The following is a 14,298-nucleotide window of genomic DNA, read 5'->3' on the forward strand; positions in this document are numbered from 1 at the left end:
GATATGCCTGACACCCCACAGACGGCGCCTCAGGATGGGCCTCGGCATGTTGCGATCATCATGGATGGCAACGGTCGCTGGGCTCAGGCGCGTGGACGGCCGCGCCTGTTTGGCCATCAGGCCGGTGCGCGGCGCGTGCGGGATGTGGTCGAGGCCTGCCCGGGGCTTGGCATCAAGTATCTGACTGTCTTTGCCTTCTCGACCGAGAACTGGAAGCGGACACAGGCCGAAGTGGCCGGGCTGATGAGCTTGTTCCGGCGTTACATCATTAAGGAAACAGCGAACCTGACAAAAAACGGGGTTCGGGTTCGGTTCATTGGCGATCGGGTGCGTCTGGACGCTAAGCTGATCGACCTGATGGACACGCTGGAAAATGCCACCAAGGATAACGATCTGGTGCATCTGACCATTGCTATCAACTATGGCGGTCGGGACGAGGTTGCGCGTGCCACCAAGCGGTTGGCGCGCGACGTGGCCGAAGGTCGGTTGCGACCTGAGGATGTGGATGAAGAAACGCTGCCCAAGTATCTGGATACGCACGTTCTTCCCGATCCTGATCTGGTCATCCGCACCAGCGGTGAAGCGCGGATCTCGAACTTTCTTTTGTGGCAATCGGCCTATTCGGAATATGAATTCATCGATACTCTATGGCCTGATTTCACCGCAGAGGAACTTGCCAGGTTGTGCCAGAATTTCGGGTCTCGCGAACGTCGGTTTGGGGCTGTCCCAGCATGAGCGACAGCCGATGGTCTGATCTGACAGCGCGGGTTCTGTCGGCTGCGGTGCTTGTGGCCGTCGGCTCGGTTGAGGTTTGGCTGGGCGGGCTGTGGTTCGAAGCCTTCATCGCTATCGCCTGCGGCCTGATGACCTGGGAGTTGGTTCGGATGATCGACCCGGACCGGACTGGGGTCGCTATCCAGCTTGCAGTTTTGACTGGGGTTGCTGTTGTCCTCAGCTATCATCTTCCGCCGCTTTATAAATTGCCCTTCCTGCTGGCTCCGGCACTGGTTGGGGCGGGGCAGGTAAGCCGGGCCAAGGGTACCTATCTGCTGTTTGCAGTGTGGATTGCAGCGGCGGGGCTTGGGTTTATCTCGATACGTGAAAACATGGGGTTTGGCTGGATGGTCTGGCTGATCTCGGTAGTTGTGGCGACGGATGTTGCGGGATATTTCGTGGGCAAGGCGCTGGGTGGGCCGAAATTCTGGCCGCGCGTCAGCCCAAAGAAAACATGGTCGGGCACCGCCGGAGGGTGGGTCGCGGCCGCGATCGTCGGCGGGGTTTTTGCGGCTTTCGCTGGGTTCGGATTTTTGTTCGTGTTGGTGTCCGTCGCAGCCTCGATGGCCAGTCAAGCCGGCGACATAGTGGAAAGCGCGACAAAACGGAAGTTTGGCGTCAAGGACAGCTCGAACCTGATCCCGGGCCATGGCGGCTTTCTGGACCGGTTTGACGGGATGATGGGTGCGGCTTTGTTCGTTCTGATTGCTGGGCTGCTATACGCACCGGGACCGATGTGATGCGCAGGGTTTCGATTTTTGGCGCCACCGGGTCGATTGGGCAGAACACGATCGACCTGATCGACCGGAACCCTGATGCGTATGACGTCGTGGCACTGACGGGTGGGGCGAATATCCACAAACTGGCGGAGGATGCCAAACGCCTGCGCGCCAATGTGGCTGTAACCGCCCATCAGGACCGGCTGGAGGATCTGCGGGCTGCTTTGGCGGGTTCCGACGTGCAGGCAGCGGCTGGCTCTATGGCCCTGACCGAAGCGGCCGCGCGGCCAGCGGATTGGGTGATGTCGGCCATAGTTGGGGCTGCCGGACTTCCACCGGGGCTAGAAGCTTTGAAGCAGGGCGCGACGCTTGCCCTGGCAAATAAAGAGACTTTGGTCTGCGCTGGTCCCCTGGTCCTTGATACGGCGCGGCAACACAATGCAACCCTTTTGCCGGTCGACAGCGAGCACTCCGCTGTGTTTCAGGCCCTGGCTGGAGAGGATATGAGCGCCGTCGAGCGGATCATCATCACAGCCAGTGGTGGGGCATTCCGCGATTGGCCGTTAGGTGATCTGGCCAACGCAACGGTCGAGCAGGCGTCCAACCATCCGAACTGGAACATGGGTCAACGAATTACTATCGACAGCGCCTCGATGTTCAACAAGGCGTTGGAGGTAATTGAAACCAAGGAATATTTCGGGGTTTCACCTGAGCAGGTTGAGGTTCTGGTTCACCCCGAGTCCATCGTCCACGCGCTAGTCGGGTTCAACGACGGGGCGTTGATGGCACATATGGGTGCGCCCGACATGCGCCACGCCATCGGATACGCGCTGCATTGGCCCGCGCGGCAGGACTTGCCGGTCGAACGGCTCAATCTGGCCAAGCTTGGTCAGTTGCGGTTCAGCGAGCCCGACGATGCACGCTATCCTGCGCTGAAACTGGCCCGGCACGTGATGCAACGTGGCGGCTTGTCTGGTGCCGTGTTCAACGCCGCCAAGGAACGCGCGCTGGATCACTTCATCGCGCGTAGGATCGGATTTTTGTCGATGGCCGATTGCGTTGCCGCTGTTTTGGACCGATTTGATGCCCAAAGCAGCCTTATTGATGCCCCTTTGACCCTTGATAACGTGCTGCAAACGGACCATCTGGCACGTAAGTGGGTCGATGAAGCCATAGGCCAAAGAGCAGGATAGAATTTTGGACATACTCTCGCTGATCCCTCAGTTTGGAAACTTGCTGTATACGATTGTGGCTTTTGTCATCGCCTTGTCGGTGATCGTCGCGGTGCATGAGTATGGACACTACATCGTCGGCCGCTGGTCAGGCATCCATGCCGAGGTTTTCTCGATCGGGTTCGGACCCGTGCTGCTGAGCCGCGTGGACAAGCGCGGAACGCGGTGGCAAATCGCTGCGCTGCCTTTTGGCGGCTACGTGCGGTTTCTGGGCGATTCCAATGCGGCATCCGGCAAGGATGAGGCGGCGATGGACGAAATCACCCAGAAAAGCCCCGAAGAACTACGCCGCACCATGCATGGCGCGCCTCTGTGGGCACGCACGGCAACAGTTGCGGCTGGACCGGTGTTCAATTTCGTCATGTCGATCATCGTTTTTGGCACAATTTTCCTATCGCAAGGCGTGACCAAGGAACCTTTAACCGTCGGCAGCCTGCACCCGCTGCCGGGCACCGAACAGCAATTGCGGGAAGGCGATGAGATCTTGTCGATCGCCGGTATTCAGGTGCCCGAATTCGACGAACAGGGCGCCTGGACGCAGTTCACCGATGCGCTACCCGTGCAGCCCGTTTTGGACTATACTGTCCTGCGGGACGGCCAGACGCAGGACGTAACCGGCCCTTGGTTGTTCCCGCCTCTGATCCAACAACTTGCCCCACGCAGCGCGGCCTATGACATTGATCTGAAGCCGGGTGACGTAATCACTGCAGTCGATGGCGATCCGATCTTTGCGTTTGAACAACTTAAAGAGCATGTCGAAGGCTCGAATGGAAAAGTCCTGTTGCTGAACGTGTGGCGTGAAGGGGCCGAGCTGGATTTTGCACTAGCCCCGCGTCGGACGGATGAGCCGCAGCCTGATGGCGGGTACGTCACACATTGGCGGATCGGCATTGTGGGCGGCATGATGCTGGAACCGGCGACCGAACCGGCCGGCCTGTGGGCCTCTGTGACAGGGGGCGCGCGTCAGACCCTGCGTATTATCGACGCGTCCCTGTCGGGCATGTGGCACATGGTGACGGGTGTAATTAGCACGTGCAACATCTCGGGCCCCATCGGAATTGCGGAAACGTCAGGCGCTATGGCCAGTCAGGGCGCGCAAAGTTTCATCTTCTTCATTGCCGTCTTGTCCACAGCAGTCGGGTTGCTGAACCTGTTCCCGATCCCTGCACTGGATGGTGGCCATTTGGTGTTTTACGCTTATGAAGCCGTGACAGGCAAGCCGCCCAGCGACGGCGCGTTGCGGATATTGATGGGGATCGGGGTCTCGTTGATCCTTGGTCTTATGGTATTTTCTGTAACAAACGATCTCTTCTGTTGAATGTGGCCTTAGCCGCTCAGAAAAGCCGTATTTCCGCCGCATTCAATCTGTAGGTTTGTGACCAAATCCAAACTGAGTCAGAGGCTACAATGGCAAAGGCGCTGAAAAAATCCTATCGAAGCTTCAGCTTCCTGTTCATGCTGAACTGGGACTCGATCCTGTTCTTTGCGGCGACGGCAATTGCGATGGCAGGCTGGGCCTATTTGATCAGCATGTGATTCTGTGGCACCGAAATTGAAAAGTGTTTGGCGGCCCATTGGGCCGCTTTCTGTTTTGGGCTTTTGACAAGAATAATTAATCCCGTTACTCAGCTTCTAAGTCCTATAATTTTGGGTAGAGAAAAATATGACTGATCGGCGAGGCGCAGGCACATCCTGCGGAGGGCAGACGCTGGCAAACAAGATTTTGTGGCGGGCGCTATCCGTTTTTTCCTTTATTGTTCTGGTGGGTTTAGTTGCCCTGCCACAATCGGCAAAGGCGCAAAGTTTCATCATCAACTCCTTCGAGGTTGAGGGTAACCGGCGGATCGAAACGTCCACGATTATCACTCGAACAGGGATCGAACCGGGGCAGACTGTCACCGCGGGTGAACTGAATGACGCGTTTCAGCGTTTGCTTGACAGTGGTGTTTTTGAAACAGTCGAACTGACGCCGCGCGGCAATACATTGGTGATCGAGGTTCAGGAATATCCAACGATCAACCAGATCAGCGTCGAAGGGAATCGCCGGGTCAAGGATGATGTCTTGCTCGAGGCGATTTCGTCCGAACCCCGTCGTGTCTTTACGCCTCAGGTTGCCGAAGCCGATGCGGATTTGATCGCGCAGATCTATTCGGCGCAGGGCCGGGTGTCAGCGACGGTTATTCCGCGCATTATCCGACGCAGTGACAACCGCGTCGACCTTGTGTTTGAAGTGTCCGAAGGCACCACGATCGAGGTGGAGCGTGTCAGCTTTGTGGGTAACCGCGCCTTCACCGACCGTCGCTTGCGTCGCGTGCTGGAGTCTAAGCAGGCAAACATACTTCGGACTTTCATTCGCAGCGATACGTTCATCGGCGACCGGATTGAGTTCGACAAACAGGTCATTCGGGATTTCTACCTATCCCGTGGCTATGTCGATTTCCGCGTCAACAGCACCAATGTTGAATTCACTCAGGAGCGGGACGCCTTTTTCCTGGTTATGAACATTACCGAGGGGCAGAAATTCTCGTTCGGGAACATCACAACAGTCAGTGAAATCCCAGGGGTGAACGCGGCGGAGTACCAAGCGGCGCTCAAAATCAAACCTGGGGTGACCTACACCCCGTCTTTGGTGGAAAATTCGATCGCCCGGCAAGAGCGGTTGGGCCTTAAACAAGGCGTCGATTTCCTGCGGGTTGAGCCACGAGTGACGCGCAATGCGCGCGAATTGACCCTGGACGTCGAGTTTGTCCTGACCCGTGGTCCGCGCATCTTTGTTGAACGGATCGATATCGAGGGCAACACCACCACGCTTGACCGTGTCATTCGCCGCCAATTCGATACGGTCGAGGGTGATCCGTTCAATCCACGCGAGATCCGTCAGGCCGCTGAGCGAATTCGGGCTCTGGGTTTCTTTGCCAACGCTGAAGTCGAACCGCGCGAAGGCTCAACCCCCAGTCAAGTCATCGTCGATGTGGATGTCGAGGAACAGCCTACTGGCTCGTTGAGCCTCGGCGGTAGCTTCTCGGCCTCGGATGGTTTTGGTATCGCGGTTGGCCTGACCGAGACGAACTTTCTGGGTCGCGGACAAACCCTAGGGCTGAACCTGTCGACGGCGCAGGATTCGGAACAGTATTCGTTGAATTTCACTGAACCTTTCCTGCTGGGACGCCGACTGCAATTCGATGTGGGTCTGGGCCTGGCGACTACAAACTCGAGCTTTGCCAGCTTTGACACCGACAGCCTGTTCTTCCGTCCCCAGCTGAGCTACGCCATCGGTGAACTGTCTTCTCTGCGTCTGCGCTATGAGTGGGATCGCAGTGAGATGACGCAGCAGGACAACGAAGTGAACGGTGTTGTCGTCGCGTCCGAGATTGCGCAGGGCGAACGGACAACGAGCGCTCTTGGTGTCTCGTATGTGTATGACAGCCGTCGTGGTGGCCTGAACCCCAATGCCGGAGTGCTGTTTGAGGTTGGCGTTGATGCCGCAGGTCTGGGTGGTGACAATGAGTTCTTCCAGACGACGGCCCGCGCGATCGCCCAAACTCGCGTCCTGAGCGAAGAGGTGGTTCTGCGTGCCTCTTTCGAACTGGGCGCATTGCACTGGACGGGGGATGATTTCAGCCGCACAGTCGACCGTTTTGTTCTTGGCCCCAGCACATTCCGCGGTTTTGAACCCGCCGGTCTGGGTCCGCGTGACCTGTCGAATGGTCAGGATGACGCCATTGGTGGCAACTATTACTGGGTCGCTCGGTTTGAATCGGACTTTCCTTTGGGCCTGCCCGAAGAACTGGGTCTGCGGGGCGGGGTGTTCTATGATGTCGGCAACCTCTACAATCTGGATGATGTGAACACAGCAGGAGCGGATATCGTGGGCGAGGACGGGTCGGTCCGGCACGTTGTTGGTGTTTCCGTGCTTTGGACGACACCCTTTGGTCCGCTGCGCTTCAACTTCTCGAAAGCGATCGTGAAAGAAGATTTTGACCAGGAACAGAACTTTGACCTGACCATTCAGGCACGGTTCTGATCCGTTCATGATGAGCTTCTGGAAGTCGTATCTACAGGGCCCTATCTGGGCCCTGTATTTTATTTTCATCCATGCCTTAGCGCTACCGCTTGAGGCACAGCAACTGGGTGTGCCGGAAACGACCGTGCTGACGATTTCCAGCGACCGTTTGTATTCGGATTCTGCCTTCGGTCAGCGCATATTGCGCGAGATTGAGGCTGAAGGAACTTTGCTGGCAGATGAAAACGAGCGCATCGTGGCTGAGTTAAGCCGCGAAGAAAAAGAATTGACCGAAAAGCGGGCTGAAATGCCAGCAGATGAGTTCCGTCCCTTGGCCGAGGCATTCGACAGCAAAGTTCAGTCCCACAGAGATGGCCAACGGGCCAAGTTGGATGCCTTGGCGCGTCGCAGCGATGAGGCGCAACAGTTGTTTTTTGAAATGATCCAGCCGGTTCTCATTGAACTGTTGCGCGACTCTGGCGCGACCGTGATTATTGAACGCTCCAGCGTCTTTCTAAGCTCGGACAGGACGGATGTGACCGAGATCGCGATTGGACGGATCAACGCGGCCATTGGCGATGGTAGCGCCCTTGAAAAGATTGGTGACCAATAGGTTCGCTTGCCCTTGCGGCGCTGTGTTGCTAACCACGCGTCCAAGAGAAATCCATAACGGGACGACCAAAAGATGACCTCGGAAACAAAAAGCGCAGATATTCAGCTGATCCAGCGGATCTTGCCACACCGCTATCCGTTTTTGCTGGTTGATAAAGTTGTCGATATCTCAGGCTATCAATCCGCCGTTGGCATCAAGAATGTCACCATGAACGAGCCCCATTTTCAGGGCCACTTTCCCGGCACCCCAATCATGCCCGGTGTCACCATCGTCGAAGCGATGGCGCAAACCGCAGGTGTGATGCTTGGTGTCGGCATGGACGTGATCGACAGCGAGCTGTTGATCTACTTCATGAATATCGACAAGTGCAAATTCCGCCGCAAGGTCGTACCCGGTGATGTGCTGGAAATGCATGTGGAAACCGTGCGCGGTAAGAAGGGCGGCAAGATCTTCAAATTCGCCGGCCGCGCGACCGTTGATGGCGAAGTTGCGGCCGAGGCCGAATTCTCTGCCTATGTGGACTGGGACATGGAAAAAACGACATGAGCGGCATTCACCCAAGCGCGATCATCGAAGACGGTGCGCAAGTCGGTGAAGGCTGTGTCATCGGGCCGTTTTGCTATGTCGGTTCTCAGGTCAAGCTGGGCGGCCGGGTCGAGTTGAAGTCGCATGTTGTGGTCACCGGCGATACGGTGATCGGCGATGAAACCGTCGTTTTCAATTTCTCGGTCATCGGTGAAATCCCGCAGGACCTGAAATTCGGTGGCGAAAACACGCGGCTGGAGATCGGCAAACGCAACCGCATTCGCGAGCATGTAACGGTAAACACCGGCACCGAGGGTGGTGGTGGCGTGACCCGGATCGGCGATGACTGTCTTCTGATGGCAGGCGTCCATGTGGCTCATGACGTTCAGATCGGTAATCGTGTGATCATGGTGAACCATGCGGGTGCCGCTGGGCATTGCATCATCGAGGATGACGTGATCGTTGGCGGTATCTCGGGTCTGCACCAATGGGTGCGCGTCGGTCGTGGCGCAATCATCGGTGCTTTGACCATGGTCCCCAATGATGTGATCCCTTATGGCCTTGTTCAGGCTCCGCGCGGGGAACTGGACGGGCTGAATCTGGTCGGCTTGAAACGCAAAGGTGTGTCGCGCGAAGATATCTCGGCCCTGCGGGCGGCGTTCAAGGAACTTTCGACCGGCGACGGTACATTCATGGAGCGCGCCCATCGCGTCGGAGCCAAGAATGAAAGCGAATATGTCCAGCGGATCGTGGACTTCGTAACCGGGCAGACCGACCGCTCTTTCCTGACACCGAGGAAGTAAGCCCATGCTGGCTGTGATCGCGGGAACCGGCGCTTTGCCTGCCGAGGTGGTCGACCAACTGGCTGACCGCCCGGTGATCTGCGCGATGGAAGGGTTCGCGCCCGACACTCTGGACGTGGATATGACCTTCCCGCTTGAGCAGTTGGGGACATTCATCGCGGATTTGAAAGCACGCGGCGTAACGCAGATTTGCATGGCAGGCGCGGTGCGGCGCCCTGCAATTGATCCAAGCCGGATTGATGCCGCGACCATGCCTTTGGTGCCCATCTTGCAACAGGCCATCATGTCCGGCGACGATGGGGCCTTGCGAGCGGTGATCGGGATTTTTGAAGATGCGGGCCTACAGGTCCGTGCCGCCCATGAAATCGTGCCAGCCCTTTTGCCAGCTCTTGGACCGCTGACCGAGGCTCAGCCATCGGACGCGGACCTGTCTGACGCCAATCGAGCAGCTGGGATCGTTCGCGCCATGGGTGCTGCGGATATCGGGCAAGCTTGCGTCGTCTCGAAGGGGCAAGCGCTGGCGGTCGAGGGGATTTTCGGGACCGCCTGGATGCTGAAATCGCTGACACAACGGCCCGATGCGGGCGGAGGCGTCCTGTTCAAGGCCCCCAAACCCGATCAGGATCGACGTGCCGATTTGCCTGCGATTGGCCCGGATACCGTCGCGGATGCAGTGGCCGCCGGGCTGTCTGGTATCGTCATTGAAAAGGGTGGGGTGATGGTGCTGCAACGGCCGCAAGTCATCGCCGAATGTGACCGGCTGGGACTGTTTCTTTACGTGCGCGAGCGGACGAACTGATGCGCGTTTTCGTGGTCGCCGGTGAACCGTCAGGCGACCGCTTGGGTGGCGCACTGATGGAAGGGCTGCGCAGTCTTCAACCCGATGTGCAGTTCGACGGGGTCGGCGGCCCTCTGATGCAGGCGCAAGGATTAAACAGCCGCTTTCCCATGTCCGAGCTTTCGGTGATGGGGCTGGTCGAGGTCCTGCCTAAGTTCTTTCATCTCAAACGTCGCATAGCCGAGACTGCTCAGGCAGTTCTGGACATGCAACCTGATGTTTTGATCACCATCGACAGCCCCGATTTCTCGCTTCGCGTCGCCAAGCTGGTAAAAGCGCAAAGCAACATTCGTACGGTGCATTACGTGGCCCCCAGCGTCTGGGCATGGCGACCGGGGCGGGCGGACAAGATGGCCAAGGTCATCGACCACGTTCTGGCGCTATTGCCGTTCGAGCCGCCCTATATGGAACGCGCGGGGATGGAATGTGATTTCGTCGGCCATCCCGTCGCAAGTGAACCCATAGCAACCGAGGACGATATTGCCGCGTTCCGCAACGCTTATGATCTGGGGAATGCGCCGATCCTCTTGACCTTGCCCGGTTCGCGCCGGGGCGAGGTTGATCGCTTGGCCCCAGTCTTTGGACAGGCACTTGACCTTTATCTGCGCGATCACCTCGATACGCGCATAGTGGTACCTGCCGTAGCTCATATGGTCGAGACGGTTCAGGCGCATCTGGAAAACTGGCCCGGTAATCCAGTTGTTGTAGATCCCCGCAACTTGCCCGCGGATGAGGCAACCGCACAAAAACGCGCGGCCTTTGCAGCCGCCGATCTGGCTCTGGCTGCCTCTGGAACCGTGTCACTGGAACTGGCAGCGCAGGCGACGCCGATGGTCATCGCCTATCGTTTGAGCTGGCTGACGCAAAAGATGGCCGAGCGGATGGTCAAACTCGATACCGTCACACTGGTCAATCTGGTGTCCGAGACCCGCACCGTGCCCGAATGCCTGCTTGATGACTGCCAGCCAAACAAGATCGCCGAGGCGTTGGGGCAGGTGGCGGCAACGCCCGATCTTCAACAGCAGGCGATGGCTGAGACAATGCAGCGATTGGGCCGGGGTGGCGAAGCGCCGGGTGTACGCGCCGCCCGCGCCGTGCTGGAGCGGATGGCAGGCTGATGCTCGACCACGTTCTTTTTGCGGCCTCGGCCGGATTGGCCATGATCTCGACCAATCTGGACAATCTGGCGGTGCTGCTGGGCCTGATCCTGATTATCGAGCAACGCCGCGCCATCGCAGGATTTGCGGTTGCACAGGCTATGGTCTTGTCCCTCGCAATGATCGTGGCAATCGGGTTGGATCAAAGCGGCATCCCCGAGTGGATTGGATACCTGGGCGTTATCCCCTTGGTGTTCGGCTTGCGCGGCATCTGGCAGCAATATCGCGGGGACGCGGGCGAGGACATAAGCGCGAAAGGTGCTGTCAGTTCGGTTGTAACCTTGTTTCTCAGCCTGTCGGTCGACAGCTTTGCCGTCATGACCCCGCTACTGGCCGATTCCACACCTTCTTTCCGACTGGCCGCCCTGCTGGGTGCTGCAGTGGCCGCGTTCCTATTGGTCGCGGTGGCGGCTTGGGGGGCGCCTCGGGCTAAAAGCCTCGGGCCGCAAGTGGCGCGCCTGGACCGGATCGCGCCGTATGTCATGGTGTGCGTCGGGCTCTATATCCTGTTCAACTCCCCCACCGATCTGTTGTGATGCGTTGACCAAATCGGTGTCATCAGGTCTTTATGGCCCACCGTCAAGACCAGCCATGTCCGGTGAAGGAGAAATTTGATGTCCCGAATTCCGCCCCTTGGCGACGACGACATGACCGAGGCCGCGCGCGCCTCTCGGGCCCTACTTGGGGCGTATGGGCCATTCGACAATTGGGCGCGCATTGCTGCCCATAGCCCTGCGGTGTTGGAACACGTTGCTGAGATGCTGACGGCATTCAAGGCGCAAGAAAACCTGCCGCGCCGTGCGTTGGAACTGGCGATGGTTACGGTGTCCAAATTGAACGCCTGCGACTATTGCGTATCGCATCACACTCCCCAACTGACCGTGACAGGGTTAAGCCCTGATGGCGCGGCGCGTCTGCCGGATGTCGAAAATCACCCCGAACTGGACGATTGCGACAAAGCGGTCGTTCGCTATGCCGAGGCGGTCACGACGCGGTCAGGCCGGATGCGCGATGCCGAAGTCTCGGACCTGCGCGCATGGTTCAACGATTCTCAGATCGTGGAACTGACATGGCGCATTGCCCTGACCGGCGCGTTCAACCGCTTCAACGATGCGCTGCAAGTCGAGATCGAGACCGAGATCGCGCCCGTTTCGGCCTAGTAGCCGCGCCAGATCCAACCGCCGCCAAAGATACGGCTGCCCTCAGATGCATAGAACACGCAGGCCTGACCGGGTGAGACGCCTTCCTCGGGTGTCAGCAGTTCAACCTCGGCGGTGGTGTCGGACAGGGGACGAATGATTGCCTCGCGCGGGGGGCGGGTCGAGCGGACTTTGACCTTTAGATGCCATTCATCACGAGACGTAAATGGTTCATCACCCAACCAGTTGATCTCGCGTACCGGGATCGTGCGTGTGGCCAACATGTCCTTGGGGCCGACGACGACCTGTTTCTTGTCCACATCCAACTTGACCACATAAAGCGGCTCGGTCAGCCCGCCGATGCCCAGGCCGCGGCGTTGACCGATTGTGTAGTGGATCACTCCGTCATGCTGCGCCAATACACGGCCATCGGCATGCACGATCTCACCCGGTTCAGCTGCGCCGGGGCGCAGTTTCTCGATAACGCTGGCATAGTTGCCGTTTGGCACAAAGCAGATGTCCTGACTGTCCGGCTTGTCGGCCACAGCCAGGCCATACTGTGCTGCCATCTCGCGCGTCGCATCCTTCGAGGGCAGGTGGCCCAGAGGAAAGCGCAGGTAGTTCAACTGTTCAGGCGTGGTGGAGAACAGGAAATAGGACTGATCGCGGTTCGCATCCTCGGCGCTGTGCAACTCGGGACCGTTGGGGCCCATCTTGCGCTGAATATAGTGACCGGTGGCCATGCAGTCGGCTTCAAGGTCCTTGGCGGTTTCCAGCAGGTCCTTGAACTTCACCCGCTCATTGCAACGGATGCAGGGCACCGGGGTGGCACCGGCCAAATAACTGTCGGCGAATTCGTCAATCACCGCGTCCTTGAAGATGTTCTCATAGTCCAGGACATAGTGGGGAAAGCCACGTTCTTCCGCCACACGCCGCGCATCGTGGATGTCGATACCCGCACAGCAGGCGCCTTTCTTGGCCAAGGCCGCGCCATGGTCATAGAGCTGCAAGGTCACGCCGACCACGTCATAGCCCTGATCGGCCAGATGCGCTGCCACAACGGAACTGTCCACGCCACCGGACATAGCGACAACCACCCGCGTTTCCGAGGGCGGTTTGGCAAAGCCAAGCGAGTTCAGCGGGGTCTCGGTATCGAGGGCCATGACGATTCCAGTGCGGGTTAAGAAAGACCGGCAGAATATAGGAAAATTCTACACACTCTCAAGAGGCGGTTTCACCGCACATTAAGTAGGCTGGTGTCAGCTTTGTCGCAGCAGAAAAGGTTCGAAAGATGTATTTGCACAAAGTTGAAGGGCCACGGTCCGTAACCCTGCCGGATGGAACGGTTTTATCGCGTGCAGACCTGCCACCGGACGACACGACACGGTGGGTGGCGTCCCGCAAGGCAATTGTGGTGCGCGGGGTAATATATGGTTTGATCACCCTGTCGGATGCCAAGAAACGCTATGGGCTAAGCGATGAGGAGTTCAACTCGTGGGTTTCAGCCGTGGCAGAGCATGGAACGGACGCTCTGAAGGCAACTTCATTAAAAAAATATCGACAACCTAAAGTAGAACGTGAATAAATGATTCAACGGTAACGTCAGATTAACCATTTTTGATCAGGCTCAGTTTGAATTGGTAAATTGAACCGAATTGGAGCAGTAAATGCGTATACTTCTTGTCGAGGATGACCCCACCACGTCGAAAAGCATCGAGCTGATGCTGACGCACGCCAACCTGAACGTCTATGCGACGGATCTGGGTGAGGAAGGGATCGATCTGGCAAAACTCTATGACTACGACCTGATTTTGCTGGACCTGAACCTGCCGGACATGAACGGCCATGAGGTTTTGCGCCAACTGCGCGTTGCGCGCGTTGAAACACCGATTCTGATATTGTCGGGCGCAGATGATACCGAAAGCAAGATCAAGGGCTTCGGCTTTGGCGCAGATGACTATATGACCAAGCCTTTCCACCGCGAAGAGCTGGTGGCCCGCATTCACGCAATCATACGACGCTCCAAGGGGCATTCGCAATCGGTCATTCACACCGGTCAGGTCGCTGTGAACCTTGATGCCAAGACCGTCGAGGTCGAAGGAAAGACCGTGCATTTGACCGGCAAGGAATACCAGATGCTCGAACTTCTGAGCCTGCGAAAAGGCACAACGCTGACCAAAGAGATGTTCCTGAACCATCTCTATGGTGGAATGGATGAGCCCGAGCTGAAGATTATCGACGTATTCATCTGCAAACTGCGTAAGAAACTCAGCAATGCAACGGGTGGTGACAACTACATCGAAACCGTCTGGGGCCGGGGCTATGTGCTGCGCGACCCGCAAAGCAACAGCGTCGATGAACGTCGCATGGCCGTCGGGGCCTAAAACAGATCTGCCGCTTTGGTCCGGGGCGGCTCCCTCACTCACTGAACAGCACATCTGGACCTGACCATGGCCTCGCCCTATCACTGAGGTCCAAGAAGACGTGACAGGGCG

Annotated in this window: 16 protein-coding genes; 15 read left to right on the plus strand and 1 reads right to left on the minus strand. The window is 57.8% G+C overall.

Annotated features, from left to right (window positions below):
- Positions 1 to 3: 3 nt before the first annotated feature.
- From uppS to AC2FJ6_RS00415, 13 genes are all read left to right on the plus strand, one after another.
- Positions 4 to 735 carry an undecaprenyl pyrophosphate synthase gene (gene uppS, locus AC2FJ6_RS00355; protein ID WP_170769698.1) on the plus strand — a complete coding sequence of 244 codons (732 nt, stop codon included), beginning with the start codon at positions 4 to 6 and terminating at the stop codon, positions 733 to 735.
- On the plus strand, positions 732 to 1,514 hold the full coding sequence (locus AC2FJ6_RS00360; RefSeq protein WP_170769699.1) for a phosphatidate cytidylyltransferase: 783 nt from the start codon (positions 732 to 734) through the stop codon (positions 1,512 to 1,514). The genes uppS and AC2FJ6_RS00360 overlap by 4 nt, the downstream gene beginning before the upstream one ends.
- On the plus strand, positions 1,514 to 2,686 hold the full coding sequence (gene dxr / locus AC2FJ6_RS00365; protein WP_170769700.1) for a 1-deoxy-D-xylulose-5-phosphate reductoisomerase: 1,173 nt from the start codon (positions 1,514 to 1,516) through the stop codon (positions 2,684 to 2,686). Before AC2FJ6_RS00360 ends, dxr begins: the two co-directional genes overlap by 1 nt.
- A 4-nt stretch (positions 2,687 to 2,690) precedes the next feature.
- Positions 2,691 to 4,043 (plus strand): RIP metalloprotease RseP, encoded by a 1,353-nt coding sequence (gene rseP / locus AC2FJ6_RS00370; RefSeq protein ID WP_496668106.1) that lies wholly within the window; start codon positions 2,691 to 2,693, stop codon positions 4,041 to 4,043.
- 89 nt (positions 4,044 to 4,132) lie between these two features.
- Positions 4,133 to 4,261 carry a hypothetical protein gene (locus AC2FJ6_RS00375; RefSeq protein WP_269149762.1) on the plus strand — a complete coding sequence of 43 codons (129 nt, stop codon included), beginning with the start codon at positions 4,133 to 4,135 and terminating at the stop codon, positions 4,259 to 4,261.
- A gap of 127 nt (positions 4,262 to 4,388) precedes the next feature.
- Complete coding sequence (gene bamA / locus AC2FJ6_RS00380; RefSeq protein WP_170769702.1) at positions 4,389 to 6,749, plus strand: outer membrane protein assembly factor BamA; 2,361 nt, start codon at positions 4,389 to 4,391, stop codon at positions 6,747 to 6,749.
- 10 nt (positions 6,750 to 6,759) lie between these two features.
- Positions 6,760 to 7,341: an OmpH family outer membrane protein gene (locus tag AC2FJ6_RS00385; protein WP_237217157.1), complete on the plus strand. Its 582-nt coding sequence runs from the start codon at positions 6,760 to 6,762 to the stop codon at positions 7,339 to 7,341.
- Between the two features lie 72 nt (positions 7,342 to 7,413).
- On the plus strand, positions 7,414 to 7,887 hold the full coding sequence (gene fabZ, locus AC2FJ6_RS00390; RefSeq protein ID WP_170769704.1) for a 3-hydroxyacyl-ACP dehydratase FabZ: 474 nt from the start codon (positions 7,414 to 7,416) through the stop codon (positions 7,885 to 7,887).
- Positions 7,884 to 8,669, plus strand: a complete 786-nt coding sequence (gene lpxA, locus AC2FJ6_RS00395; RefSeq protein WP_170769705.1) for an acyl-ACP--UDP-N-acetylglucosamine O-acyltransferase — start codon at positions 7,884 to 7,886, stop codon at positions 8,667 to 8,669. Before fabZ ends, lpxA begins: the two co-directional genes overlap by 4 nt.
- Positions 8,670 to 8,673: 4 nt before the next feature.
- Positions 8,674 to 9,468, plus strand: coding sequence for an LpxI family protein (locus AC2FJ6_RS00400; RefSeq protein WP_170769706.1), 795 nt, complete (start codon positions 8,674 to 8,676; stop codon positions 9,466 to 9,468).
- A complete protein-coding gene (lpxB, locus tag AC2FJ6_RS00405; protein WP_170769707.1) occupies positions 9,468 to 10,625 on the plus strand; it encodes a lipid-A-disaccharide synthase in 1,158 nt (385 codons plus the stop codon). Before AC2FJ6_RS00400 ends, lpxB begins: the two co-directional genes overlap by 1 nt.
- On the plus strand, positions 10,625 to 11,200 hold the full coding sequence (locus AC2FJ6_RS00410) for a hypothetical protein (RefSeq protein WP_170790975.1): 576 nt from the start codon (positions 10,625 to 10,627) through the stop codon (positions 11,198 to 11,200). Before lpxB ends, AC2FJ6_RS00410 begins: the two co-directional genes overlap by 1 nt.
- Positions 11,201 to 11,278: 78 nt before the next feature.
- Positions 11,279 to 11,824: a carboxymuconolactone decarboxylase family protein gene (locus AC2FJ6_RS00415; RefSeq protein WP_170769708.1), complete on the plus strand. Its 546-nt coding sequence runs from the start codon at positions 11,279 to 11,281 to the stop codon at positions 11,822 to 11,824.
- Here the strand turns inward: AC2FJ6_RS00415 and mnmA are convergent.
- On the minus strand, positions 11,821 to 12,966 hold the full coding sequence (gene mnmA, locus AC2FJ6_RS00420; protein ID WP_170769709.1) for a tRNA 2-thiouridine(34) synthase MnmA: 1,146 nt from the start codon (positions 12,964 to 12,966) through the stop codon (positions 11,821 to 11,823). The two genes, AC2FJ6_RS00415 and mnmA, sit on opposite strands and share 4 nt — an antisense overlap.
- A gap of 128 nt (positions 12,967 to 13,094) precedes the next feature.
- Between mnmA and sciP the strand changes: the two genes are divergently transcribed.
- Complete coding sequence (sciP, locus tag AC2FJ6_RS00425; protein WP_480873770.1) at positions 13,095 to 13,388, plus strand: CtrA inhibitor SciP; 294 nt, start codon at positions 13,095 to 13,097, stop codon at positions 13,386 to 13,388.
- A gap of 82 nt (positions 13,389 to 13,470) precedes the next feature.
- The gene (gene ctrA / locus AC2FJ6_RS00430; protein WP_170769711.1) at positions 13,471 to 14,187 is read left to right on the plus strand and encodes a response regulator transcription factor CtrA; all 717 of its coding nucleotides are present in this window, start codon (positions 13,471 to 13,473) and stop codon (positions 14,185 to 14,187) included.
- Positions 14,188 to 14,298: the final 111 nt, after the last annotated feature.

Source organism: Ruegeria sp. CDSA089, from assembly GCF_059612205.1.